The sequence below is a fragment of the Mesorhizobium sp. M0848 genome, assembly GCF_040319805.1.
Lineage (GTDB): Bacteria > Pseudomonadota > Alphaproteobacteria > Rhizobiales > Rhizobiaceae > Mesorhizobium.
The window spans coordinates 80405-105340 of sequence record NZ_JAMYOM010000003.1 but is presented as its reverse complement, the minus strand read 5'-3'; the positions used below and the strand labels follow the sequence as shown (position 1 = coordinate 105340).

The following is a 24936-nucleotide window of genomic DNA, read 5'->3' as shown; positions in this document are numbered from 1 at the left end:
TGCGATGACCGCGCGCTACCCAGTGCGCGGCTTTTCCCGGCCTGACAACCTCCAATCGCGTAAAGGTCCATTATGCTGCTCGTCGACGTCTATCTCGACAAATCGTCCATCCAGGGAATCGGCGTCTTTGCCAAGAACCACATTCCTCGCGGTACTCTGATCTGGAAGCTGGACCCAAGGTTCGATCGGCTCATCAAGGTCGAGACTTATGAGCGCGCGGCCGGCCCGGTGAAGAGCTATCTCGATCGCTACTCCTATCCCGACCGCCGCGATCCGAACTACATCGTCTTCGAAGCCGACGACGCGCGCTATATGAACCATGCCGACGAGCCGAACTGCGACGTCTCCTCACCCGAGGAGAGCTTTGCGCTACGCGACATCGCGCCTGGCGAAGAGCTGACATGCAACTACAACCATTTCTTCGAAACGGGCTTCGATTTTCTCGGTGACCGCCACCTGTCATCCGCAGACTCGGTCTAGTTCGCCGTCTTCTTGCGAGCCGGATAGCCGTTTGGCTGCGCTGGGATCGCCTTGAGATAGGCGGCGATGGCCGCACGGTCCTGCGGCGTCAGTTCGGCCATGTTCCGCTGGACGTCGACCATGGCGCCGCCGACCGAATCGAAATCGGGCGTGAAGCCGGTTTCGAGATAGTTGGCGATATCGGCCTCCGACCATTCGGCGAGACCGCCCTCGCCTGATGTGATGTTCGGCACGACGCCATTGCCTTCCGCGGCCACGGCGCCGGCCAGCCATTCGTTCTTCTTCGTGCCGCCCGCAAGATCGCGCGGCGTGTGGCATTCGCCGCAATGGCCTGGCCCCTCGACCAGATAGCGGCCTGATATCACCGGATCAGGCGTGCCCTGGGGGAAGGCAACAACCGGCTGGTCGCTGAGGTAGAGCAATTTCCACAGGCCGATGCCGTGGCGGATATTGAAGGGAAAACCGAGCGAATTGCCCGGCGCCTTGCCGGCGACGGCCGGCAACGTCTTCAAGAAGGCATAGAGATCGCCAATGTCGGCCGGATTCATGCGCGCGTAGGATGCATAGGGAAACGCTGGATAAAAATGCTCACCAGAAGGCGACACGCCCTTCAGCATGGCATTGGCGAGGTCCTCGACAGACCATGCGCCGATGCCGTCCTTGGGATCTTGCGAAATGTTGGGCGGCACGAAGGTTCCGAAGGGCGTCTTGAGTTCGAGGCCCCCAACGAGCTGAAGCCGCGTGTCGCCCTGTGAGCCCGGCTTTGCATGGCAGGATGTGCAACCGCCGGCATAAAAGATGCGCTTGCCCTTGGCAGCGTCGCCAGGACCGAGCTTGGCCAGAGTTTCCCTGTCGAGCCTCACCGGCGCCGACAGGACCCACCCGGCAACCGCGCCGACGCCGCCCAGAATGACGACGGCGCCGACAAGTTTTTTCAGCCACGCCATGGCTGGTGATCAGCCCTTCTTGATTCTGTAGCCTTGATGGCAGGTGCCGCAATCCGAGCCGATAGCGCCGACTTGCGCCTTCAGCGCGTCGGCATCGGCGGGAGCCGCAGCGACCGCGGCCTTGACGTCGGCGAGATATTTGTCCTCGGCTGCGTTGAAGCCAGCCATGTCTTCCCAGATCTTCGGCGAGGCCGTGGTGTCGCCGGTGTCGCTGCCGGCCGGGAACAGCGCATCGGCATCGAATTTGTCGGCATTCGCCTGCAGCGCCTGAAGTTGCGTCAACACAGCCGCCGCATCAAAGGGTTCCTCGCCCTTGACCACTTTCGACAGGCCACCGACGATCTTTCCGCGTTCCTTCATCAGTGCCTGCCGATCGAGGATCGGGTCGGCAAAAGCCGCCGAGGCCGCGAGTGCGAGCATAGAGATGGCGATAACAAGCTTTCTCATTCAATTGGCTCCATGATGAAGGCATTTCGGGACAGGACGTTAACGGATGCATCAGGGGGAAAATTCCCTTCCCCCTGATGATTTTTGCCAGACCTTTGTTGTTACGGGAATCTCGACGCAGAAAAAGAAAAGCCCCGCTCGATGAACTGCCCCCCGAAAGTTGGGCATCAACCTTCGGGGGAGCAGTTCATCGCGCGGGGCTTCTCTACGATCGATCAGGACATCAAACGCGCTGTGTTCAAGCGGACTCGAACGACGCGGTTTGAGTCTTTGTTTTCGTGCATGTCGTTATCCCAAAACCGCTGCGCACTTTTGGGCAACATGCATCAGGCCTTTTCGTACAATTCGAGGACATGGTCCCAGTTGATCAGGCTATCGACGAACGCCTCGAGATATTTCGGCCGGGCGTTGCGATAGTCGATGTAATAGGAGTGCTCCCAGACATCGACGCCAAGGATCGGCGACGCGCCATGAACGAGCGGGTTCTCGCCGTTCGGCGTCTTCGAGATCGCCAGCTTGCCATCCTTGACCGAGACCCAGGCCCAGCCGGAACCGAACTGAGTCGTGCCGGCGGCAATGAAGTCGGCCTTGAACTTGTCATAGCCACCAAGATCGCTATCGACTGCCTTCTGCAAGGCGCCCGGCAGCTTGTTGCCGCCGCCGCCTTTCTTCATCCACTTCCAGAAATGGATATGGTTGTAGTGCTGGGCAGCATTGTTGAAGAGGCCGGCATTCTTGCCGAACGACTGCTTGACCACCTCTTCGACCGACAGATCACCCAAGCCGGCCTCGGCGGCGAGCTTGTTTCCGTTATCGACATACGCCTTGTGGTGCTTGTCGTGGTGATATTCCAGCGTCTCTTTCGACATGTAAGGCTGCAAGGCCTCATAGTCGTAAGGCAGAGCGGGCAATTCAAAGGCCATGGATAGTACTCCCTCGTGGAAAAATCCGGTGTCGATACCGGAGTAAGATAGGTCTGGAATGGATTGGGACAACTCCGGATGAAGCGTCGGTCGCCTTTTTATCCGCTCAAGCAGGGGAAGTCGAATGCGCCCAAGCCCAATAGAGTTCGCGCGCCTTTTTGGCCACCGGCCCGGGTTGCAGATTGCGATCCTCGATACGCGTGACCGGCACCACCTTGGAATGGTTCCCGGTCGAAAAAATTTCGTCCGCTTCGAGGAAATCTCGCACCGACAGCGTCTTTTCCGTGGTCCTGAAGCCATATTCGCCGAGCAGCGTTATCGTGCGCGAGCGGGTGATGCCGGACAGGAAGGTGCCGTTCGGCGCAGGCGTAAAGACGTGACCGTCCTTGACCAGGAAGATGTTCGAGGTTCCGGTCTCGGCGACGTTGCCCAGCATGTCGAGCACCATTGCGTTGTCGAAGCCGCGCATCTTGGCTTCGAGAATGGCACGACCGTTGTTGGGGTAAAGGCAGCCGGCCTTGGCGTTGGTCGGCATGGTTTCGATGGTCGGACGCCGGAACGGCGACACGGTCACCGAAAAGCCGGTCGCCGGAATCATCGGTGATTCATAGAGGCAAAGGCAGAAGCGGGTCGAGGCGGGATCGGCCGGCACGCCCATATAGCCGCCATGCTCGGCCCAGTACATCGGCCTGATATAGACCGCCGTCTTGCCGTCGAACTTCTTCAACCCATCCCATGTCAGCCCGACGATCTTGTCGGCGCTCATGTTCGGCTTCAGGCCGAGCGCGATCGCCGAGGAATTCACCCTGGCGGCATGGAGGTCGAGATCCGGCGCCACGCCTTCGAACCAGCGGCCACCGTCGAACACGCTAGTGCCGAGCCACATGGCGTGGCTGCGCGGCCCCAGAATGGCGACGTTGCCCTCGTGCCAATCACCATCGACGAAAGTCCATGTCGCGGATTGCGCCGCAGCCGCCAGTGTCATCGTGTCGTCCCGCCTCAATCGGTCTCGTGTGACGGCCATTGGAAGATGCTTTGGCGGGCGCCGTCAACCGGCATCATGGAGTTTTGTTGAGGCCAGTGCCGGGGCGCAATGCAATCAAAGCTTGCACCTTGTCGCACCTGCCCTCAAAACTGTTGTCATGCAATACGCCGCCTATGTCTTCGACGCCTATGGCACGCTGTTCGACGTGCATGCCGCCGTGCGCCGTCATGCAGACCGGATCGGGCCGGACGGCCAATTGTTGTCCGAGATCTGGCGCGCCAAGCAGCTCGAATATTCCTGGGTGCGCACGCTGATGGGCGCCTATGCCGATTTCTGGCAACTGACCGAACAGGCGCTCGATTTCGCCTTGCGCAAGGTTCCCTCGGCCGACCCCGGTCTCAAGGCGATATTGCTGGATGCCTACTGGCGGCTGGATTGCTATCCGGAAGTGCCGGCCGTGCTCAAGGCGCTCAAGGCTTCGGGAGCGAGGCTGGCGATTCTGTCAAACGGTTCGCCCGAAATGCTGCAGGCAGCGGTCAAATCCGCCGCGCTCGACCAGGTTCTGGATGACATCTATTCCGTCGACAGGGTGCGGCGCTTCAAGACCGATCCGGCTGTCTACGATATGGTCGCCACCGGCTGGCGCCTCTACCCCGGCGCGGTTTCCTTCCAGTCCTCCAACCGCTGGGACATTGCAGGCGCCACCAAATTCGGCTTTCGCACGGTGTGGATCAACCGTTCCAACCAGCCCGAAGAATACCAGGATTTCCCACCGGCCCTTATCCTGCCGTCGCTCGAAGCCCTTGTGCCCGGCAGCTAGGAGACCTGTGTCTCTGGCGCCACAGTAGCGGCTCGGTCACAGCTTCGCCTTTGTTTGCCCACGTTCGGGCCAGAATCGGAACCGCCTATCGCCCCAGGTGTTGTCAGGCACCCCGCGGAACTGTCGGCGAATTCACGCTTTGTTGCGATTTGAGACTTAAAGAAGGCAACCATGTCCATAACCGAAATCGAATCTTTTCGCCTGAGCCGTCGCGGCTTTCTCAACGCCGCAGCCCTGGGCGCCGCTTCGATCGCGGTTTCCGCATGCGCCACTACCGGGCCGGGCCCGGTCGAGCCGCCGCCGCCAGCCTATGTCGAACCGCCCCTGACCGATTATGTGACGATGTACGCGGCAGTCAGCGACGGCGGCTTCGATTTGCCGGCCATCCCCGTCGACAAGATCGATCCGCAGTTCCTGCGTCAGATCGTTCCCGACCCGACGGGACAGAAGCCGGGAACCATAGTCGTCGATACCACCGGCCACTTCCTTTATCTGGTTCGTCCAGGCGGTCAGGCGATACGCTACGGCGTCGGCCTTGGCCGCGCCGGTTTCGAATGGTCCGGCGACGCCGTCGTTCAGTGGAAGCAGAAATGGCCAAAGTGGACGCCGCCGGACGAAATGATAGCCCGCCAGCCGGAATTGAAGCCCTACAGCGCCGACAATGGCGGCATGCCCGGCGGCCTGAAGAACCCGCTCGGCGCACGCGCGCTCTATCTGTTCCAGGGCAATGTCGACACGCTCTATCGTCTGCACGGCTCGCCTGAATGGCGGTCGATCGGCAAGTCGGTATCGTCAGGCTGCGTGCGTCTGATGAACCAGGACATTATCGACCTCTATGATCGCGTGCCCTCGAAGACGCCGGTCGTCGTGACCAGCGACGCCAGCCAACCCATGGTGGCGACGGCCAACCGACAGGCGATCCCGATCGACGCCGGAGTGCCGGACGGTTCGGTGCTACTTGGACCGGTCAAGGCGATTACCAATTCGATCTTCTGAGCAGGCGAAGGGGCGGCGGTTACGACGCTCCTTCACCGGATTGTCTCTCTGAAACGGAACCGATTCTGCATCGGCGGAGACCGGTCTGTCGCGTGGCGGCCCACTGCGATATTCTGTGGTGATGAAACTCAGCCAGAGCATACGGTTCTGCACGTCCGAGGACGGTACCCGCATCGCTGTCGCATCATGCGGGGAAGGCAAGGTGATCGTTCGGGCGGCGCACTGGCTGAGCCATGTCGATTATGATCTCGAAAGCCCGGTTTGGCGGCCATGGCTCCAGGCCCTTTCGGCCCACAACCAGTTTGTGCGCTACGATCCACGCGGTTGCGGTCTGTCGGATCGCCATGTCGCCGACCTCTCGATCGAAGCGTGGCACGCAGACCTGGACGCCGTGACGGCGACCATCGAGCAGCCAAGTTTCGTTCTGCTCGGTCTTTCGCAAGGCGGCGCTCTCAGCATCGCCTATGCGCTGCGGCATCCTGAGCGGGTGTCGCATCTGGTGCTGCTGAATGCCTACGGCCAGGGTGCGAGAGTTCGAGCGCAGACCGAGGCCGAGCGGTTGGAAGCCGAAACACTCGTCAATTTCGTGCGCATTGGCTGGGGACGCGAAAATCCTGCGTTCTGCCAGTTCTTCACCAACCTTTTCATTCCCAACGGGACACAAGAACAGCACCGCTGGTGGGGCGATCTTGAGCGCGTGACGGCAAGCGCCGACGTAGCCGCCCGCCTGCTCTGGCAGATGCAGGGGATCGACGTCCTCGACCTCGCGGTGAAACTCCGCGTCCCGACGTTGATCGCGCACAGCCGCGGGGACATGCGCGTGCCGTTCGATGAAGGCTGCAAGCTTGCCGCAGCGATCCCTGGAGCGCGCTTCCTGCCGCTTGAAAGCAAGAATCATGTTCTCCTGCCGACCGAGCCAGCCTGGAAGGTGTTCCAGGATGAACTCGATGCCTTCCTCGGACATGAGCGGCCCAGGCAGCCGCGCGCAATCCGAGAGGCCGGCCTGACACCTGCCGAGGCGGCGCTTCTGGATCTGGTCAAACAGGGGCTGGACAACCGCGCGATCGCGCAGCGCTTGAGCAAGAGCGTGAAGACCGTGCGCAATCAACTGTCGATGATTTTCAGCAAGCTCGGCGTCCACAGCCGATCGCAGGCAATCGTGATGACGCTGTCCGACAGAGAGCGAGCGCCCCAGCCCGATTGAGTTCCTCGCAGACCACAAATAAGGGACTTCTGTCCCTATTTGCATTCGCTTTCACTTCCCCCACGGGACTGCTGCATCATGCCCATCATCAGAGGGGGTCTCATCCTCGGAATCGGCGGAGCGACAAGCCGTCGTCCGAAGATCAGGAGGAACCCGACATGACGCAACTCAATGAAACCAGGCTCAATGAATTGGTAGGCCGCGTTCTGGGCGACCTTGGTGGTGCGGTCAGCGTGCCGTTGGTTCGGATCGGAGATGCGCTGGGTCTCTACAAAACGCTCAAGGAAATCGGCCCTGCGAAGGCCAACGAACTTGCCGATGCTGCAGGATGCGCGCGTCGCTACGTTCGCGAATGGCTGTCGGCGCAGGCGGCGTCCGGCTACGTGCACTATGAACATGGACGGTTTTCGCTGACGCCCGAGCAGTCATTCGTATTTGCCGAATCCGACAGCCCGGTCCATCTGATTGGCGGTTTCGACACCGCGGCTGCTATGGTCGAGAACCAGCCAAAAGTGGAATCGGCTTTCAGGACCGGGCGAGGCGTTGCCTGGGGCGATCAGGCAGGGTGTCTGTTTTGCGCCGTGTCACGTCTGTTTCGGCCGGGTTATGTCAATGCCCTGGTGAAGGACTGGCTGCCGGCGCTTGACGGTGTCGTCGCCACGTTGAAGGCAGGGGCATCGGTGGCCGACGTTGGGTGTGGGCACGGTCTGTCGACGATCCTGATGGCGCAGGCCTTCCCCGCCTCCCGCTTCATAGGTTACGACTTCCATCCGGCCTCGATTGCCGCCGCGACCGCGCATGCCCGGTCGTACGGACTGACGAACCTGAATTTCGAGGTCGGCCGGGCGCAAGATTTTGGCGGGCGTGGCTTCGATCTGATCACCTGCTTCGACTGCCTGCACGATATGGGCGACCCAAAGGCCGCGGCGGTGCATATTCGCAAATCGCTAAAAGAGGGCGGCACCTGGATGATCGTCGAACCCATGGCGGGAGATACTCTGGAGGAAAATATCAATCCGGTCGGACGGCTGTACTACTCGGCCTCGACGATGATCTGCGTTCCCACATCACTGGCACAGGAGACGGGCCTCGCGCTCGGAGCTCAAGCAGGAGAGAACCGGCTGACGGAAGTGATCCGGTCGGGTGGGTTCTCTCGTGTCCGGCGGGCTGCCCAGACCCCACTCAACATGGTGCTCGAAGCGACCTGACGCAGAAAAGGTCGGTTCGGGCCCTCCTCGAACCGGCCAACCAACGTCTGTCCGCCAAAACCGGCTCAATGCCGCCTATCCGATGCGGCTTCAAGCCACGGGCATTTCGCCAAAGCGGATGCCTCTGCCTCAGATCCGAAGCTCACCGCCCCCTGGAAAGACTGCCCAATATCCCGCGCACGATTGCCCTTCCGACCGACGAGCCGACCGAGCGCACCACCGACTTGATCGCCGCCTCGGCCACCGTCTGGCGGTTGGACGGGCGCGGTGCAGATGTGCGCCTGCCACCCGATTGCGGCGCGGGATCGTCATTGCCGAAGCCCGGAATGGTCCAGCGCGAGCCGCCGCTGCCGGCCTGCTGGGCCTGCTCTTCGGCATCCTGCGCGTCCTTGGCCTTTTTTTGCAGCATTTCGAAAGCCGATTCGCGGTCGACGGCCTGATCGTACTGGCCGGCGACCGGGCTTTCCTGGATCAGCTTTTGCCGCTCAGCGGCAGTTATGGGTCCAAGCCGCGAGGATGGCGGGCGGATAAGCGTCCGCTGCACCATGGACGGAACACCCTTGGCCTCCAGCGTCGAGACCAGCGCTTCGCCTGTGGCAAGCTGGGTAATGGCGGTCATGCAGTCAAAATCGGGATTTGGCCGGAACGTCTCGGCTGCCGTCCGGACTGCCTGCTGCTCACGCGGCGTATAGGCGCGCAGCGCGTGCTGGACGCGATTGCCGAGCTGGGCCAGGACTTTTTCAGGGATATCCAAAGGGTTCTGCGTGACGAAATAGACGCCGACGCCTTTCGAGCGGATCAGTCGGACCACTTGTTCGACGCGATCGATCAGCACCTTGGGTGCTTCGTCGAACAGAAGATGCGCCTCGTCGAAAAAGAACACCAGCTTCGGCTTGTCGGGGTCGCCGACTTCCGGCAGCACCTCGAACAGTTCCGACATCAGCCATAGCAGGAAGGTCGCGTAGAGCCGCGGATTCATCATCAGCTTGTCGGCGGCAAGCACGCTGATGGCCCCGCGTCCGTCGCGGGTGGTGCGCATGATATCGGCGATACGCAGTGCCGGTTCGCCGAAGAAGTTCGCCGCGCCCTGCTGCTCCAGGACGAGCAGCGTGCGCTGGATCGCCCCGACCGATGGCTTCGTCACGTTGCCGTAGCGTGAGCCGATCTCGTCGGCACGCTCGGCGATGTTGGCCAAGAGCGCCTGCAGGTCCTTCATGTCGAGCAGCAGCAGGCCTTCCTCGTCAGCCAGGCGGAAGGCGATGTTCATGATGCCTTCCTGCGCCTCGGTCAGGTTCATCAGGCGCGATAGCAACAACGGCCCCATTTCCGAGACCGTGGCGCGGATCGGATGACCCTGTTCGCCGAACAAGTCCCAGAAGATGACGGGGAATTCCTGGAAGTCATAAGGATCGAGCTTGACCTGTTCGGCCCGCTTGACGAGGAAATCCTGTGCCGTGCCCATCATCGCGATGCCCGACAGATCCCCCTTGATGTCGGCGCAGAACACAGGCACGCCGGCGTTGGAAAATCCTTCGGCCAGGATCTGCAAGGTGACTGTCTTGCCGGTACCGGTGGCGCCCGTCACCAGGCCATGACGATTCCCATATTGCAGCAACAGCTGCTCGGCACGCTGATAGCTGTCGTCGGGCTTGCGGCTGGCGCCGATGAAAATACTGCTGTCGTCAGCCATATGCACGGTCTCCGCAAACTGATGTGTCTAAAGCCAGTGGCCTTGCCGCAGGTATAGTGAGGCCATTGGACAGCGACAATGCCATTCGTCCAAATCGGGGCCATTCGTCCAAATCGGGGCCATTCGTCCAAATCCGGGCCATTCGTCCAAATCACCCCATTCTTTCAAATCGGGTTTTTGGAGCTTGCGGATTTTGCCGCTGTTTGGCAATCGTCGTCCTCGCGGACTGACCTATATCTGATGGATCGAATCCGGTCTCTGGAAGCGCATTGCATTGCGATATCGGACCGGGGACCGTAGACTGGACCGCTCCCGGCCGGTGCGGCCGCATGAAACGAGGAGGACGGATGGGCGCCGGAGCCTTGATCCAGGACGTGGAACCCGAAAACATCGAGCGCCAGCGATGGCTCGCCTTGGCGGAAAAGGCTTTGGCAGGCGCTTCCTTCGAGGAAAGGCTGGTCTCGCACAGCGACGACAACATCCGTATCGAACCGCTCTACGACCGCAGCACCGCGGCGGAACCGATCGTGCGCGCAAACCCGAAATCGCCATGGATCGTCAGCCAGCGAATCGACGATCCCGACACCAACCGCGCCAGAAGCCAAGCGCTGGAGGATGTGGCACAGGGTGCCACGGGATTGTCGCTGGTCTTCGAGGGGGCGCCGAACGCGTTCGGATACGGCTTGCCGAGAACGGCGGAGGCGTTGGAGGCGGTGCTGGACGGCATACCGCTCAACCGCATCCAGGTTCGCATCGACGCCCATCCCTGGAGCCGCGCCGTGGCCGACTGGCTGGTCGCTTTCCTGAGCAAGCGGCGGTCGGACCCGGCAAAGCTCAACCTCTCCTTCGGCATCGATCCAGCGGCGATCTTCGCGGGAACCGGTCGGCTGCGCATGTCGATCGAGGCGCTGCAGGCCTCCATGCCGCAGTCGCTGGCGCATTTCTTCGCGATGGGCGTTCCGGGCGTGCTGCTGGAAGCTGACGGGCGCGTGTTCCACAATGCCGGCGCCACGGAAGCGCAGGAGCTTGGCATCATGCTGGCTTCGGCTGTCTCCTACCTCAGAATGTTCGAGACGGCGCGGCAGCCGCTTGTCTATGCCGCACCTCATATCGGTTTTGCACTCAGCGTCGACCAGGACCAGTTGCTGTCGATAGCCAAGATGCGGGCGCTGCGCAGGCTCTGGGCGCGGGTGCAGGAGGCTTGTTCGATCCCGACATCCACGGCCAGTATCCATGCCGAGACCTCGTTTCGCATGATGACGGCGATGGACCCGGAGACCAACATCCTGCGCACCACCATTGCATGCTTTGCTGCGGCGTGCGGCGGCGCCGATTCGATCTCCATCCTGCCGCACACGATCGCGCATGGTCTGCCGGCGGGTTTTGCACGTCGTGTTGCCCGCAACACGCAGCTGATCATGGCCAATGAAAGCCATATCGATCATGTCGCCGATCCCGCCTATGGTTCCGGCGCTGTCGAGGCGCTGACCATGGAATTGTGCGAGCTGGCCTGGGCGGAATTGCAGACGATCGAAGCCGAGGGCGGTGTCCTGTCCAGCCTTCAGGACGGACACATCCAGAAGCGCGTCCACGCAGCGGCGGAGCAGCGCAATGCAGCCTACCGCACAGGTGAACGGGCCATCATCGGCACCACGCTCTATCCATCAAAAGACGAACGCCCGGTCGAGACGCTGGCGGCGGAACGGCGACCGGCCTTCACCGAAGGCGTTGCCGTCTGCGAGCCGCTGTTTCCAGTCCGCATCGACCAATCGATCGGAGCCGGCTCTTGATCCCGGACTTCGGCCAGATCGGCTGGATCCCGCCACGGCGCACGCCTGTCGAGGTCAAAGGCCAGCGGACCACGCCGGAAGGGCTCATTGCCAAGCATCTGTACAATCAAAGCGATCTCAAGGGGCTGCCGCATCTCGACACCTATCCCGGCCTGCCGCCCTTCGTGCGCGGCCCCTACCCGACCATGTATGTCCAGCAGCCCTGGACGATCCGGCAATATGCCGGTTTCTCGACGGCCGAAGATTCCAACGCTTTTTACCGACGCAACCTTGCCGCCGGCCAGAAAGGGCTGTCGGTCGCCTTCGATCTCGCCACGCATCGCGGCTATGACAGCGATCATCCGCGCGTTGCCGGCGATGTCGGCATGGCGGGCGTCGCCATCGATTCCATCCTCGACATGCGGCAGCTCTTCGACGGCATTCCGCTCGACGAGATGACGGTATCGATGACGATGAACGGCGCGGTGCTGCCGATCATGGCGCTTTACATCGTCGCTGCGGAAGAACAAGGCGTTGCGCAGAAGGATCTCGCCGGGACCATTCAGAACGACATTTTGAAGGAATTCATGGTCCGCAACACCTACATCTATCCGCCGAAACCTTCGATGCGGATCGTGTCGGACATCTTCTCATACACATCGAAGAACATGCCGAAGTTCAATTCGATATCGATCTCCGGCTATCACATGCAGGAGGCCGGCGCGACGGCCGACCTTGAGCTCGCCTACACGATCGCCGATGGCATCGAGTATGCCCGCGCCGGCGTCGCGGCGGGCCTCGACATCGACCGCTTTGCGCCTCGCCTGTCCTTCTTCTGGGCCATCGGCATGAATTTCTTCATGGAAGTCGCCAAGCTGCGGGCTGCGCGCCTGTTGTGGGCGACCCTGATGCAGAAGAATTTTTCGCCCAAGGACGAGCGCTCGCTGTCGCTGCGCACCCATTGCCAGACTTCTGGCTGGTCGCTGACGGCGCAGGATCCCTACAACAACATCATCCGCACCATGATCGAGGCGATGGCTGCAACGCAGGGCCATACCCAGTCGCTGCACACCAATTCCTTCGACGAGGCGATGGCGCTGCCGACCGACCATTCGGCGCGGATCGCCCGCAACACGCAGCTCATCCTGCAAAAGGAATCCGGCACCACGCGCATCATCGACCCGTGGGGCGGTTCGGCCTATCTCGAACGGCTGACGCATGATCTGGCGGCGCGCGCCCTTGCCCATATCGAGGAGGTCGAGGCGCTCGGCGGCATGGCCGCGGCGACCGAACAGGGCATACCCAAGCTGCGCATCGAGGAAGCCGCCGCACGCACGCAGGCGCGCATCGATTCCGGCGAGCAGATGCTGGTCGGCGTCAATGCCCATCGGCCCGAGACCGACATCGAGGTCGACGTGCTGAAGATCGACAATGCCGAAGTCAGGGCGCGGCAATTGTCGAAGCTGCAACGGCTGAAGGGCACGCGCGACGTCGCCGCCGTCGAAAGCGCGCTCGATGCGCTGACCCGCGCTGCGCAGGGCAACGAAAACCTGCTGGAGTTCGCCATCCTAGCCGCGCGCGCCAATGCCACGGTCGGTGAGATTTCATTCGCGTTGGAAAGAGCCTTTGGGCGCCACGTCGCCACGGTGCAGACCATTTCGGGCGTCTATCGCAAGGCGCTTGGCGATCATCCCGTGGTCGAGGGTCTGCAGGACAAGCTTGACGCCTTCGAGAAGAAGACCGGCGGCAAGCCGCGCATCCTGGTCGCCAAGATGGGTCAGGACGGCCACGACCGTGGCCAGAAGGTCATCGCCACGGCCTTCGCCGATCTCGGCTTCGACGTCACCGTCGGCGCGATGTTCCAGACACCCGATGAGATCGCCAGGCTGGCGGTCGCACAGGACGTCCACATCGTCGGCGCCTCGTCGCTGGCGGCGGGACATCTGACGCTGATCCCCGAACTGCGCGACGCGCTGAAAAAGCTCGGCCGCGGCGACATGCTGATCGTCGCCGGCGGCGTCATCCCGCCGCAGGACTACGACGCGGTGCGGCAGGCGGGAGCTGCCGAGATCTTCCCGCCGGGCACGGTCATACCGGAAGCAGCGGATCGCCTGCTGGACCGGCTGCTGGCCTAGACTTGTTATAATATCTGTTGCAACTTCTCGCCGGTCGAGTTATAATCTGCGTTGCAACAGGATATCTGTCATGAACACGACCATTCGCAAGATCGGCAATTCCGAGGGTGTGATCCTGCCCAAGGAGTTGCTCGATCGTCTGAACATGAAGGCAGGCGACAGCATCGTCATCGTTCAGGAAGGTGAAGAGCTTCGTTTGCGTCGCACCGAAGACAGCGCCGAGGAATTCGAGCGTAAGATGAAGATCGCACGCGAGCGGATGAAAAAGTACGAGGTTGCCTACCGTGCGCTCGCGAAATGACCGAGCATCATTTGAGGGAGTTCGTGGAGTCGCTTCACGCTGAGCAGTTGCGCCTGCACGGCGGGGCGGCAGGCATACGTGATGAAGGCATGCTGGAGTCGGCGCTCTCCCGTCCACAGCAGCGAGAGATTTATGGCGATCCGGATCTTTGCGAACTGGCGGCGGCATACCTGTTCGGCATCGCCAAAAATCATCCGTTCGTTGACGGCAACAAACGTACTGCCTTTGCAGCGGCCGATCTGTTTCTTTATTTCAACGGATTGAGCGTCGAGGCCGACCAGCAGGACGTCATTCAACTGGTCTTGATGGTCGCTGCTGGCGAGATCGATGAAACTGGAGCCGCGGCTTTCTTCCGCGACCATGTCGTCAAGCTCGAGGATTAGCTCTCGGACAGCTTGACGATTTCCCATTCCTTGCCGTTGACGCTGGCCAAGTCGCCGACCTTCTTGCCGAACAGGGCCATGGCCATCGGCGAAACATGCGAAATGCTACCCTTGGCCGGATCGGCTTCGTCCTCGCCGACAATTTTCCAGTGCACCTTCCTGCCGTCGTCGCCTTCGATCGTGACGCCCATGCCGAAGCGCACCACGTCGCTGCCCGGCTCCGGTGCGGAGAGTTCGGCGCTTTCACGCCGGGCGGTCCAATAGCGCAGGTCGCGCGACACGACCGCGATGCGCTCGCGGTCGGCTTTGCGCTCGGCCTTCGCCAGTATGTCGCGCAGATCGGCAAGATTCTCGTCGATCATCGCCAGGCCGCGTTCCGTCACCAGATTGCGATGGTGGCTGACTGGCCGTTCACCTACACCGGCAATGGCATTTTCGCTGTCTTCCTCGCGGGTGAAAGCTCTGCTCATTTCCTGAACTTAGGCCCGCAGAGGCTGCTCGACAAGCCATTGTCGCGCGCTCGGCAGGAGAGACAGAACGGCTGGCACGATTCCTGCGATAAGCAGGCTTGAACGCTGGGATTCTGTGCCGATGTTGAACAGACGAACGCTGCTGACCGGGACCGCCGGCTTTGCCGTCATGGGGCTTGCGCTTGGCAAGGCGGTGGCCGCAAACCTGACTGGCATCGAGAAAGCCTCGATCCGCGGCTCGATCAATGCCACCGACCTCGGCGTGCAGCCCGGCACATCAGACGATCAGAGCAAGGCCTTCGCCAAACTCCTGCGTGACGCAAACAGCCGCGACATGCCGATATTCCTGCCGCCCGGCACCTATGTCGTCTCCAATCTTTCGCTGCCCGGCCGCGTGCGTCTTTCCGGCGTGCCGGGCGCGACGCGCATCGTCTACGGCGGTGACGGCCACCTGTTCATGGCCGAACAGGCCGACCATATCGAACTTAGCGGTCTGGTCTTCGATGGTTCGAACCGCACGATGGGCGATTACACGCAAGGGCTGCTCGATCTGCGCCGTATCGCGCACCTCGCCATCGACAATTGCCAGATCACCGGCAGCGGCAAGAACGGACTGGCGCTGGAACATGCGGCGGGCGGGGTCGAGCGCAGCGAGATATCGGGTGCCGCCGATGCCGGCATTTACTCGGTCGAGGCTGGCGGGCTGTCTATCACGGGCAACACCGTCTCCGATTGCGCCAATGGCGGCATCCTCGTGCACCGCTGGCAGGCGGCGGAAGACGGCACCATGGTCACCGGCAACCGCGTCCAACGGATCCAGGCACGCGGCGGCGGAACCGGGCAGAACGGCAACGGCATCAATGCCTTTCGCGCCGGCAATGTCGTCATCTCGGGCAACATCGTCTCGGACTGCGCCTTCTCGGCGATCCGGGCCAACAGCGCCAGCAACCTGCAGATATCGGGCAACACCTGCTCGCGCTCGGGCGAAACGGCGGTCTATTCCGAATTCTCGTTCGAAGGCGCCATCATCAGCAACAACATCGTCGACGGTGCCGCCAACGGCATCTCGATCGTCAATTTCAACGAAGGCGGCCGCATGGGCGTCTGCTCGGGCAACATTGTGCGCAATCTGTCGACCAGCGGCCCCTACCCCGCCGACTCGCCAGGGTTTGGCGTTGGCATCGGCGTCGAAGCCGACACAACCGTTTCCAACAACGTCATCGAGAACACGCCGCTCTATGGCATGCAGATCGGCTGGGGCCCGTACCTGCGCAATGTCGTCGCCACCGGCAACATCATTCGCAAGGCCGGAACCGGGATCGTCGTATCCGTGGTCGAGGGCGCCGGTACGGCCATCATTTCAGACAATGTCATCGACGGTGCGCTGAACGGCGCCATTGTCGGCCAGCGCTGGGCCGAACCGGCGACTGGCGATCTCACGTCATCGGACAATACCGGCTATGCGCATCTGACCGTCGAGCGCAATCACGTCAGTTGAGGGCTGCTGTCGGCCTCAGCGCCCCGACCTTGGCACCGTTGCGGTTTTCGATGGGCGTGTTTGCCAATTCGCTCAGCTTGAACGCCAAGGCCTCGTCGGCGCGCAACAGTTTGGCAAGGACGGCGGCAGCCATGGCTTCACCGGCGCGGCCGGCGCCATCGTCGCATTTGAGCGCGATGCCGAGACCGAGCTCCGGAATTGCGGCACAATGGACGCCCTCGGCGCCGCCTTTGGTGAAAATCCGCCCTGGTGCGGCCTGCATCAGCGCGACGTCTTCGCGGCCGCTGCCGGCAACCAAGAAGGGCTCGGCCATGCAGGCGGAAAGCAGCCGCTTTGCAGCCTTGGCTCGCTCTGGGCCAAAACCTGATGTCGTGGCCATGCGGGCAAAGCCGAGCGCGAAGCTCCTGAGCGGCACCGCATAGGTTGGGATCGAACAGCCATCGATGGCTCGCTGGTCCTCACCATGGACAGCGCCCGTGACCGACTGCATGGCATCGCGCACCATCTCCTGCAGGCCGTGTCCCGGCTTGACATAGCCGCGATGTGCAATGCCGGCGTGGACGCAGGTGCAGAGGAAGCCGGAATGCTTGCCGGAACAATTGTTGTGCAATGCGTTCGGCGAGCCGCCGCCGCGGGCGAGTGCAATCTCAGCATCATGATTGGACGGCCAATGCGTGCCGCATTCGAGAGCCGAACCGTCCAGCCCGGCCTTGGCCAGCATGGATCGCGCCAGTTCGACATGGGCCGGCTCGCCCGAATGGGACGCACAGGCAAGCGCCAGTTCGCGGTTGCCGAAACCATAGGCATCGGCCGCCCCGCTTTCGACCAGCGGCAATGCCTGGATCGCCTTGACCGCCGAGCGCGGAAACACCGGCTTGGCCGTGTCGCCGATCTCCCAGACAGGCTTGCCGTCGCCATCGAAGACCGCGACTGAGCCGCGATGCGCGCTCTCGACGACCGCGCCGCGCAACACTTCGATCAGAACCGGATTTGTCATGAACCCTCCCGTAAATGCGGGCGGTTTATCTGATCCGGTCGAGAATGGAAACGTAGTTGGCCACCGCCGCACCGCCCATGTTGAAGATGCCGCCAAGTTTTGCGCCCGGCACCTGGATGCCGCCGGCCTCGCCGACAAGCTGCATGGCGGTCAAGACATGCATGGACACGCCCGTGGCGCCGATCGGATGGCCCTTGGCCTTCAGCCCGCCGGATGGATTGACCGGCAGGCGACCATCCCTAGCCGTTGTGCCGTCCAGCGCCAGCTTGGCCCCCTCTCCCGGCTTGGCAAGGCCCATCGCCTCATATTCAATCAGTTCGGCAATGGTGAAGCAGTCATGCGTTTCGACGAAGGAGAGATCGTCGAGCGTCACGCCGGCGTTCTTGAGCGCCCGGGTCCAGGCCTGTTCGCAGCCTTCGAAGGTCAGGATGTCGCGCTTCGACATCGGCAGGAAATCCTGCACATGCTCGTTGGCGCGGAAGGCAACGGCACGGCGCATCTTCAGTGCCGTCGCGGTGTCGGCGAGGATAAGGGCGGCAGCGCCATCGGAGACCAGCGAGCAATCGGTGCGCTTCAGCGGGCCGGCAACGAACGGGTTCTTCTCGCTCTCCTGGCGGCAGAACTCATAGCCGAAATCCTTGCGCATCTGCGCATAGGGATTATCGACGCCGTTCTTGTGGTTCTTGGCGGCAATCATGGCCAGCGCATCCGACTGGTCGCCGTAGCGCTGAAAATAGGCCTGCGCGATCTTGCCGAAGACGCCAGCGAAACCCGCCGGTGTCTCGCCGTCCTCGGGCAGATAGGACGCCTTGAGCAGGTTTTTGCCGATCTCCGGCCCCGGCGTTGTCGTCATCTGCTCCGCGCCGACCACCAGCACGATGCGAGCGGCATTCGCGTCGATGGCACGGATGCCCTGGCGGACCGCCGCCGATCCGGTGGCGCAAGCGTTCTCGACGCGCGTCGCCGGCTTGAAGCGCAGCCGGTCGTCGGCCTGCAGCACCAGGCTGGCGGTAAAATCCTGTGCCGAAAAGCCGGCATTGAAGTGGCCGAGCACGATCTCGTCGACCTCGTCGGGACCGATGCCGGCATGGTCGAGCGCGTCCGTAGCGACCTTGACGATGAGGTTCTCGAGCGTTTCGCCCTCGAGCTTGCCGAAGCGCGAATGCGCCCAGCCAACGATGCATGCGGTCATGGCGGTCTCCATCCTTGGCGCCAGCCTAGCATGTGGGCCACGGCGCATTTCGCCTCTATTGTTCAAATATAAACAATCCTGCTCGCCTCGTGAAGGGCTGGGAGCAGACAATCGCTTGGTACAGGCGACGCCAGTGCTGATTTTTTTGTTGATTGACCCGTCAATAAAAAATAATCCTACTCGAAAGGGATCATTGCAAGATGCCGAAAATCGGAATGGAACCGCTGCGCCGCAAGGCGCTTATCGACGCGACGATCTCGGCGATCGGCGAGCGCGGCTCGCTCGACGTGACCATGTCCGAAATCGCCGGGCGCGCAGGGGTTTCGTCGGCCCTTGCCCATCACTATTTCGGCGCCAAGGACGAGCTGCTGCTGGCAACGATGCGCCACATCCTGGCCGAACTGACCGCCGACACGTTGCGCGCCCTTGGTTCGGCCAATACCGCGCGCGAGCGCGTCTCGGCGGTGGTCGCCGTCAACTTCTCCGACATCCAGTTCCAGCCGGAAACCATCGCCGCCTGGCTCGCCTTCTATGTCGAGGCGCAGAAATCATCGGCGTTGCGCCGACTGCTCAGGGTCTATGCGCGGCGACTGCATTCGAACCTGATGAGCGGGCTTGTCGGCATCTTGCCCAGAGCCGAAGCCGACCGCGCCGCCGAAGCGACAGCGGCGATGATCGACGGGCTCTACATCAGGCGGGCGCTGAAAGACGGCGTGCCCGATGCCGCGACCGCGATCGCGCTGGTCGAGGACTATCTCGAAACAAAACTCGGCGAGCGGCGCAAAAGTGACAATTAAGCGAAATTTTCTGATCGTCATGGTCGACCAGCTCAACGGAACCCTGTTTCCGGACGGCCCGGCGGAGTTTCTGCACACACCGCATCTGAAAGCGTTGGCCGCGCGTTCGGCGCGCTTTGCCAACAACTACACGGCCTCGCCGCTCTGCGCGCCAGGGCGTGCTTCGTTCATGAGCGGACAGTTGCCGTCGCGCACCGGCGTCTATGACAATGCGGCCGAATTCGCCTCATCGATCCCCACCTTTGCCCATCATCTGCGCGCCGCCGGCTACTACACCTGCCTGTCGGGCAAAATGCATTTCGTCGGGCCGGACCAGTTGCACGGTTTCGAGGAGCGGCTGACGACCGACATCTACCCTGCCGATTTCGGCTGGACGCCGGACTACCGCAAGCCCGGCGAGCGTATCGACTGGTGGTATCACAATCTGGGCTCGGTGACCGGCGCCGGCGTTGCCGAGATCACCAACCAGATGGAGTATGACGACGAGGTCGTGTTCCTGGCCACACAGAAGCTCTATCAGCTTTCGCGCGAACAGGACGATGCGAGCCATCGGCCCTGGTGCCTCACCGTCTCGCTGTCGCACCCGCACGATCCCTATGTCGCGCGCAAGCAATATTGGGATCTCTATGAGTATTGCCAGGCGCTGGATCCGGAAACCGGGTTCATCGCGCATGACGAGCAGGATGCGCATTCGCAGCGGCTGTACCACGCCAGCGACTATCCTTCTTTCGAGATCACGCCGGAACAGGTGCGTCGTTCGCGGCAGGGCTATTTCGCCAACATCTCCTATGTCGACGACAAGCTGGGCGAGATCCTGGATGTTCTCGAGCGCACCCGCATGGCCGACGACACAATCATCCTGTTCTGCTCGGACCACGGCGACATGCTCGGCGAGCGCGGCCTGTGGTTCAAGATGAGCTTCTTCGAGGGCTCGGCGCGGGTGCCGCTAATGATTGCGGGCAAGGGTGTGCCGGCCGGGCTGATCGAAACGCCGGTTTCCAATCTCGACGTGGCACCGACGCTTTGCGACCTCGCCGGCATCGACATCGCCGCGATCGCGCCGTGGACCGACGGCCAGTCGCTGCTGCCGCTCACCGAGGGCATTGAGCGCACCGCGCCGGTGTTGATGGAGTATGCCGCCGAAGGGTCCAACGCGCCTTTGGTGGCGATCCGCGACGGCAGATACAAATTCGTCCATTGCGAACTCGATCCGCCGCAACTGTTCGATCTCGAAGCCGATCCGCTCGAACGGGACAATCTGGCCGACGACGCGGCCAATGCGGACCTAGTGGCGGTATTCATGGACAAGGTCCAGGCGCGCTGGGACATGGCCGGCTTCGACGCCGCTGTCCGCGAAAGCCAGGCGCGCCGCTGGGTCGTCTATCCGGCGCTGCGCAACGGCGCCTATTACCCCTGGGATTTCCAGCCGCTGCAAAAAGCGTCCGAGCGTTACATGCGCAATCACATGAACCTAGACAATCTCGAAGAGAGCAAAAGGTATCCGCGAGGCGAATGATGTCAGACCTTCTCGTCCCCTCCCTCGACCATCTCAAGCAGGCCTATGCCGTCACATCCCGGGCGACGCAGATCACGCCGCTGCTGGAATCGACGGCACTGGCCCGCGAGACGGGTGCGGCCCGCGTCTTCATCAAGCCGGAATCGCTGCAATGGGCCGGCTCGTTCAAGGTGCGCGGTGCCTATTGGCGGCTGAAGCAGCTTTCAGCTGACGAAGCGAAGAAGGGCGTCGTCGCCTACTCCTCCGGCAATTTCGCGCAAGGGCTGGCGGCCGCCGGCCAAGCGCTTGCCATTCCGGTCACCATCGTCATGCCGATCGACGCACCGGCCGCCAAGCGCGACGCCACGGCAGGCTATGGCGCTCGTGTCGTGCTGACCGACCACGGCGAGCGCGCACGTGAGGAAGTCGCGGCCGCCAAGGCACGCGAGATCGCCGAGACCGAGGGGCTGGCGCTGCTGCATCCATTCGACGATCCGGAGATCGTCGCCGGCCAGGCGGGCGCCGGCCTCGAAGCGCTCGACCAACTCGAAGCCAAAGGTGCCAGCGCTGATCTTTTGTTCTGCTCGGTCGGCGGCGGCGGACTGATCGGCGGCGTTTCGCTTGCCTTCCACTATCTGTCGCCCGCCACTGAGATCATCGGCGTCGAACCGGAAGGTTTCAACGGCATGGGCTCGTCGCTGGCGCATGGCGCCATCGAGACGATGCCAATCGGGCCGAAATCGATCTGCGACGGACTGATGTCGCGACGGCCAGGCGACGCGCCGTTTGCCGCGGTCAAGACCGCGGGTGTTCGCGGCATCACCGTCGACGACGCGTCTGTCCGCCGGGCGATGCGGATCGCGTTCGAGCGCATGAAGCTGGTGCTCGAACCGTCCGGCGCCGCCTCGCTGGCGGCACTGCTCGGCGGCGAGGTGGATGTGGCGGGCAAAACCGTCCTGGTTGTGGCTACCGGCGGCAATGTCTCGCTCGCCGATTTTATGGCGCATATGAACCATGCTTGAAGCGGATTTCGTCATCATCGGCTCCGGCTCGGCCGGCTCGGCCATGGCCTACCGCCTGTCGGAGGACGGCAAGCATTCGGTCATCGTCATCGAATTCGGCGGGACCGATATCGGGCCGCTGATCCAGATGCCGTCGGCACTGTCGATCCCGCTCAACATGAGCCTCTACGACTGGGGCTTTGCCAGCGAGCCGGAGCCGCATCTCGGCGGCCGCGTGCTGGCGACGCCGCGCGGCAAGGTCATCGGCGGCTCGTCTTCGATCAACGGCATGGTCTATGTGCGCGGCCATGCCCGCGACTTCGACCATTGGGCCGAAGAGGGTGCGGCCGGCTGGAGCTTCGCCGACGTGCTCCCCTATTTCAAGCGCATGGAGGACTCGGATGGCGGCGAGGATGGCTGGCGGGGTCACGGCGGTCCGCTGCATGTGCAGCGCGGCTCGCGCCGCAATCCGCTCTACGGCGCCTTCGTCGAGGCCGGACGCCAGGCCGGGTTCGAGCTGACCGACGACTACAATGGTTCCAAGCAGGAAGGGTTTGGGCCGATGGAGCAGACCATCAGCGGCGGCCGCCGCTGGTCGGCGGCATCAGCCTATCTGAAGCCGGCGCTGAAGCGCAAAAATGTGAGTCTGGTCAAGGGCTTTGCGCGGCGGGTGATCATCGAGAATCAACGCGCCATCGGCGTCGAGATCGAAGCTCACAAAAAGATTCAGGTCGTTAAGGCGCGACGTGAGGTGATCGTCGCCGCCTCGTCGATCAATTCGCCCAAGATCCTGATGCTGTCCGGCATCGGCCCGGCCGAGCATTTGCGCGAAAACGGCATTGCCGTGGTGGCCGACAGACCCGGCGTCGGCCGCAACCTGCAGGACCATATGGAGCTCTACATCCAGCAGGAATCATTGCTGCCGATCACGCTCAATTCGGTGCTGAATCCGTTCTCGAAAGCGCTCATCGGCGCGCAGTGGCTGTTCCTCAAGACCGGGCTTGGCGCCACCAACCATTTCGAAGCGGCGGCCTTCGTGCGCTCGCGCGCCGGCGTCGACTACCCCGATATCCAGTACCATTTCATCCCTGCGGCTGTCCGTTATGACGGCAAGGCGGCGGCCAAGTCGCACGGCTTCCAGGCGCATGTCGGGCCGATGCGCTCGAAGTCGCGCGGCTCTGTGACGCTGCGCTCGCCGGACCCGAAATCGAAGCCGGTGATCCACTTCAACTACATGTCGCATCCCGACGACTGGGCGGAGTTCCGCCACTGCATCCGGCTGACGCGCGAGATCTTCGGCCAGTCGGCGTTCGACCCCTATCGGGGCAAGGAAATATCGCCTGGCAGCCACGTGCAGTCGGACGACGATCTCGACATCTTCATCAGGGATCACGCAGAGAGCGCCTACCATCCTTGCGGCACCTGCAAGATGGGCCGCGCCGACGACATGATGAGTGTCGTCGATCCGGAGTGCCGGGTCATCGGCGTCGAAGGATTGCGGGTCGCCGATTCCTCGATCTTCCCGCGCGTCACCAACGGCAATCTCAATGCACCCTCGATCATGACCGGCGAAAAGGCTTCCGACCACATCCTTGGCCGCACGCCGCTGGCGCCGTCCAACCAGGAACCATGGATCAATCCGCGCTGGCAGGTCGCGGATCGATAGGGCATTGTCGAACGGACTTGGTAGCGAATACATCTGGAGAAAACCATGCGCGCCCAGCCCACGGCATCGCACTATGTCAATGGACGCTACATCGAGGACGAAGGCGGCGCGCCGCTGCCGGTCATCTATCCGGCAACCGGTGAGACCATCGCCATGCTACGTTCGGCGACGCCGAACGTGCTGGAGCTCGCCGTCGAGGCAGCGCGGGCGGCGCAGCCCGCTTGGGCGCGGCTGAAACCGGTCGAGCGCGGGCGCATCCTGCGCCGCGCCGCCGACATATTGCGCGCCCGAAATGCCGACCTCGCCCGCATCGAGACGTTGGACACCGGCAAGGCGATCCAGGAAACGCTGGTGGCGGACGCGCCTTCCGCCGCGGACTGCCTTGAATATTTCGGCGGCGCCGTCGCCGCCTACAATGGCGAGTCGGTCGATCTCGGCGGACCCTTCGCCTACACAAGGCGCGAAGCGCTCGGCGTCTGTGTCGGCATCGGCGCCTGGAACTATCCGATCCAGATCGCCGGCTGGAAATCGGCACCGGCACTCGCCATGGGCAATGCCATGGTGTTCAAGCCATCGGAAAACACGCCGCTTTCAGCACTCGCACTGGCGGAGATCTACAGCGAGGCCGGGCTGCCCGACGGCTTGTTCAACGTCGTGCAGGGCTATGGCGATGTCGGCGCCGGGCTTGTCGGCCACGATGTCGTCGCCAAGGTGTCGGTGACCGGTTCGGTGCTGACCGGCCGCAAGGTGCTGTCGCTGGCCGGCTCAAAAATGAAGCACGCGACGATGGAGCTCGGCGGCAAGTCGCCGCTGATCGTGTTCGACGATGCCGACATCGAGAACGCCATTGGCGGCGCCATGCTCGGCAATTTCTATTCGACCGGCCAGATCTGCTCCAACGGCACGCGGGTCTTCGTGCAAAACGGCATTCACGACCGCTTCGTCGAACGCCTTGTCGAGCGGACCAAAAAAATCCGCATCGGCGACCCGCTCGACCCCGAAACCCAGATGGGTCCGCTGGTCTCCAAGGCGCAGCATGACAAGGTGGTCGGCTATATCGAAATCGGCAAGCAGGACGGAGCAACGCTTGCCTGCGGCGGCAACGTGCCGTCGCTGCAGGGTTTCCAAGGCGGATTCTTTGTCGAGCCGACGGTGTTCACCGGCGTCGCCGACACAATGCGCATCGCCCGCGAAGAGATTTTCGGGCCTGTCATGAGCGTGCTGAAGTTCGACGATGAGGACGAGGTGATCGACCGCGCCAACGACACCGAATTCGGCCTTGCCGCCGGCGTCTTCACGCGCGACCTGCCGCGCGCCCACCGCGTCATCGCCGAGTTGCAGGCTGGCACCTGCTGGATCAACGCCTACAATCTGACGCCGGTGGAAATCCCGTTCGGCGGCTTCAAGCAGTCAGGCATCGGACGTGAGAATTCACTGGCGGCATTGGCACTCTATTCGCAGCTGAAGTCGGTGTATGTCGAGACTGGGGATGTAGCGAGCCCGTATTGAGAGGCCGGCCTCTCAATACGGGC

23 protein-coding genes are annotated in these 24936 nt (G+C 62.5%); 15 read left to right on the top strand and 8 right to left on the bottom strand.

What is annotated here, in order from left to right; all coding sequences use genetic code 11:
- The first annotated feature begins 72 nt into the window (after positions 1–72).
- A complete protein-coding gene (locus NKH95_RS04200; protein WP_127292511.1) occupies positions 73–480 on the top strand; it encodes an SET domain-containing protein in 408 nt (135 codons plus the stop codon).
- On the opposite strand, the gene NKH95_RS04195 is transcribed toward NKH95_RS04200, so the two are convergent.
- The 4 genes from NKH95_RS04195 to NKH95_RS04180 form a co-directional block, all read right to left on the bottom strand.
- Complete coding sequence (locus NKH95_RS04195; protein WP_352891115.1) at positions 477–1427, bottom strand: cytochrome c; 951 nt, start codon at positions 1425–1427, stop codon at positions 477–479. The genes NKH95_RS04200 and NKH95_RS04195 overlap by 4 nt on opposite strands.
- A gap of 9 nt (positions 1428–1436) precedes the next feature.
- Positions 1437–1874: a c-type cytochrome gene (locus NKH95_RS04190; protein ID WP_127292506.1), complete on the bottom strand. Its 438-nt coding sequence runs from the start codon at positions 1872–1874 to the stop codon at positions 1437–1439.
- 326 nt (positions 1875–2200) lie between these two features.
- The gene (locus tag NKH95_RS04185) at positions 2201–2797 is read right to left on the bottom strand and encodes a superoxide dismutase (protein WP_023812781.1); all 597 of its coding nucleotides are present in this window, start codon (positions 2795–2797) and stop codon (positions 2201–2203) included.
- A gap of 106 nt (positions 2798–2903) precedes the next feature.
- On the bottom strand, positions 2904–3782 hold the full coding sequence (locus NKH95_RS04180; RefSeq protein WP_023812780.1) for a branched-chain amino acid aminotransferase: 879 nt from the start codon (positions 3780–3782) through the stop codon (positions 2904–2906).
- Positions 3783–3939: 157 nt separating this feature from the next.
- Between NKH95_RS04180 and NKH95_RS04175 the strand changes: the two genes are divergently transcribed.
- The 4 genes from NKH95_RS04175 to NKH95_RS04160 all read left to right on the top strand — a co-directional run bounded on the left by NKH95_RS04175 (position 3940) and on the right by NKH95_RS04160 (position 8010).
- Positions 3940–4602 carry a haloacid dehalogenase type II gene (locus tag NKH95_RS04175; protein WP_023812779.1) on the top strand — a complete coding sequence of 221 codons (663 nt, stop codon included), beginning with the start codon at positions 3940–3942 and terminating at the stop codon, positions 4600–4602.
- 171 nt (positions 4603–4773) lie between these two features.
- On the top strand, positions 4774–5598 hold the full coding sequence (locus NKH95_RS04170) for a L,D-transpeptidase (RefSeq protein ID WP_023812778.1): 825 nt from the start codon (positions 4774–4776) through the stop codon (positions 5596–5598).
- A gap of 121 nt (positions 5599–5719) precedes the next feature.
- Positions 5720–6802: an alpha/beta fold hydrolase gene (locus NKH95_RS04165; RefSeq protein WP_352441365.1), complete on the top strand. Its 1083-nt coding sequence runs from the start codon at positions 5720–5722 to the stop codon at positions 6800–6802.
- A gap of 158 nt (positions 6803–6960) precedes the next feature.
- On the top strand, positions 6961–8010 hold the full coding sequence (locus NKH95_RS04160; protein WP_352891114.1) for a class I SAM-dependent methyltransferase: 1050 nt from the start codon (positions 6961–6963) through the stop codon (positions 8008–8010).
- A gap of 142 nt (positions 8011–8152) precedes the next feature.
- Here the strand turns inward: NKH95_RS04160 and NKH95_RS04155 are convergent, their stop codons facing one another.
- On the bottom strand, positions 8153–9700 hold the full coding sequence (locus tag NKH95_RS04155; RefSeq protein ID WP_023812775.1) for a helicase HerA-like C-terminal domain-containing protein: 1548 nt from the start codon (positions 9698–9700) through the stop codon (positions 8153–8155).
- A gap of 347 nt (positions 9701–10047) precedes the next feature.
- On the opposite strand from NKH95_RS04155, the gene NKH95_RS04150 reads away from it, so the two are divergent.
- From NKH95_RS04150 to NKH95_RS04135, 4 genes are all read left to right on the top strand, one after another.
- Positions 10048–11490: a methylmalonyl-CoA mutase subunit beta gene (locus NKH95_RS04150; RefSeq protein ID WP_352441311.1), complete on the top strand. Its 1443-nt coding sequence runs from the start codon at positions 10048–10050 to the stop codon at positions 11488–11490.
- On the top strand, positions 11487–13604 hold the full coding sequence (scpA, locus tag NKH95_RS04145; RefSeq protein WP_352441312.1) for a methylmalonyl-CoA mutase: 2118 nt from the start codon (positions 11487–11489) through the stop codon (positions 13602–13604). Before NKH95_RS04150 ends, scpA begins: the two co-directional genes overlap by 4 nt.
- 70 nt (positions 13605–13674) lie before the next feature.
- Positions 13675–13905: an AbrB/MazE/SpoVT family DNA-binding domain-containing protein gene (locus NKH95_RS04140; RefSeq protein ID WP_023760503.1), complete on the top strand. Its 231-nt coding sequence runs from the start codon at positions 13675–13677 to the stop codon at positions 13903–13905.
- Positions 13902–14288, top strand: a complete 387-nt coding sequence (locus NKH95_RS04135) for a type II toxin-antitoxin system death-on-curing family toxin (RefSeq protein ID WP_352441313.1) — start codon at positions 13902–13904, stop codon at positions 14286–14288. Before NKH95_RS04140 ends, NKH95_RS04135 begins: the two co-directional genes overlap by 4 nt.
- Here NKH95_RS04135 and greA read toward each other — a convergent pair.
- Positions 14285–14758: a transcription elongation factor GreA gene (gene greA, locus NKH95_RS04130; RefSeq protein ID WP_352441314.1), complete on the bottom strand. Its 474-nt coding sequence runs from the start codon at positions 14756–14758 to the stop codon at positions 14285–14287. The genes NKH95_RS04135 and greA overlap by 4 nt on opposite strands.
- 121 nt (positions 14759–14879) lie before the next feature.
- On the opposite strand from greA, the gene NKH95_RS04125 reads away from it, so the two are divergent.
- Positions 14880–16256, top strand: coding sequence for a TIGR03808 family TAT-translocated repetitive protein (locus NKH95_RS04125; protein ID WP_352441315.1), 1377 nt, complete (start codon positions 14880–14882; stop codon positions 16254–16256).
- Here the strand turns inward: NKH95_RS04125 and NKH95_RS04120 are convergent.
- Together NKH95_RS04120 and NKH95_RS04115 are read right to left on the bottom strand one after the other, a co-directional pair.
- Positions 16249–17253 (bottom strand): asparaginase, encoded by a 1005-nt coding sequence (locus NKH95_RS04120; protein WP_352441316.1) that lies wholly within the window; start codon positions 17251–17253, stop codon positions 16249–16251. The genes NKH95_RS04125 and NKH95_RS04120 overlap by 8 nt on opposite strands.
- A 25-nt stretch (positions 17254–17278) precedes the next feature.
- Positions 17279–18445, bottom strand: coding sequence for an acetyl-CoA acetyltransferase (locus NKH95_RS04115; RefSeq protein ID WP_127292472.1), 1167 nt, complete (start codon positions 18443–18445; stop codon positions 17279–17281).
- A 200-nt stretch (positions 18446–18645) separates the two neighbouring features.
- Here NKH95_RS04115 and betI point away from each other — a divergent pair, with 200 nt between their 5' ends.
- The 5 genes from betI to betB are packed head-to-tail and all read left to right on the top strand — an operon-like array spanning position 18646 to position 24913.
- Positions 18646–19242 carry a choline-binding transcriptional repressor BetI gene (gene betI, locus NKH95_RS04110; protein WP_352441317.1) on the top strand — a complete coding sequence of 199 codons (597 nt, stop codon included), beginning with the start codon at positions 18646–18648 and terminating at the stop codon, positions 19240–19242.
- A complete protein-coding gene (gene betC / locus NKH95_RS04105; RefSeq protein WP_352441318.1) occupies positions 19232–20758 on the top strand; it encodes a choline-sulfatase in 1527 nt (508 codons plus the stop codon). Before betI ends, betC begins: the two co-directional genes overlap by 11 nt.
- A complete protein-coding gene (locus tag NKH95_RS04100; protein ID WP_352441319.1) occupies positions 20758–21759 on the top strand; it encodes a threonine/serine dehydratase family protein in 1002 nt (333 codons plus the stop codon). The genes betC and NKH95_RS04100 overlap by 1 nt, the downstream gene beginning before the upstream one ends.
- Positions 21752–23404 (top strand): choline dehydrogenase, encoded by a 1653-nt coding sequence (gene betA, locus NKH95_RS04095; protein ID WP_352441320.1) that lies wholly within the window; start codon positions 21752–21754, stop codon positions 23402–23404. The genes NKH95_RS04100 and betA overlap by 8 nt, the downstream gene beginning before the upstream one ends.
- A 45-nt stretch (positions 23405–23449) precedes the next feature.
- Positions 23450–24913 carry a betaine-aldehyde dehydrogenase gene (gene betB, locus NKH95_RS04090; RefSeq protein WP_352441321.1) on the top strand — a complete coding sequence of 488 codons (1464 nt, stop codon included), beginning with the start codon at positions 23450–23452 and terminating at the stop codon, positions 24911–24913.
- Positions 24914–24936: the final 23 nt, after the last annotated feature.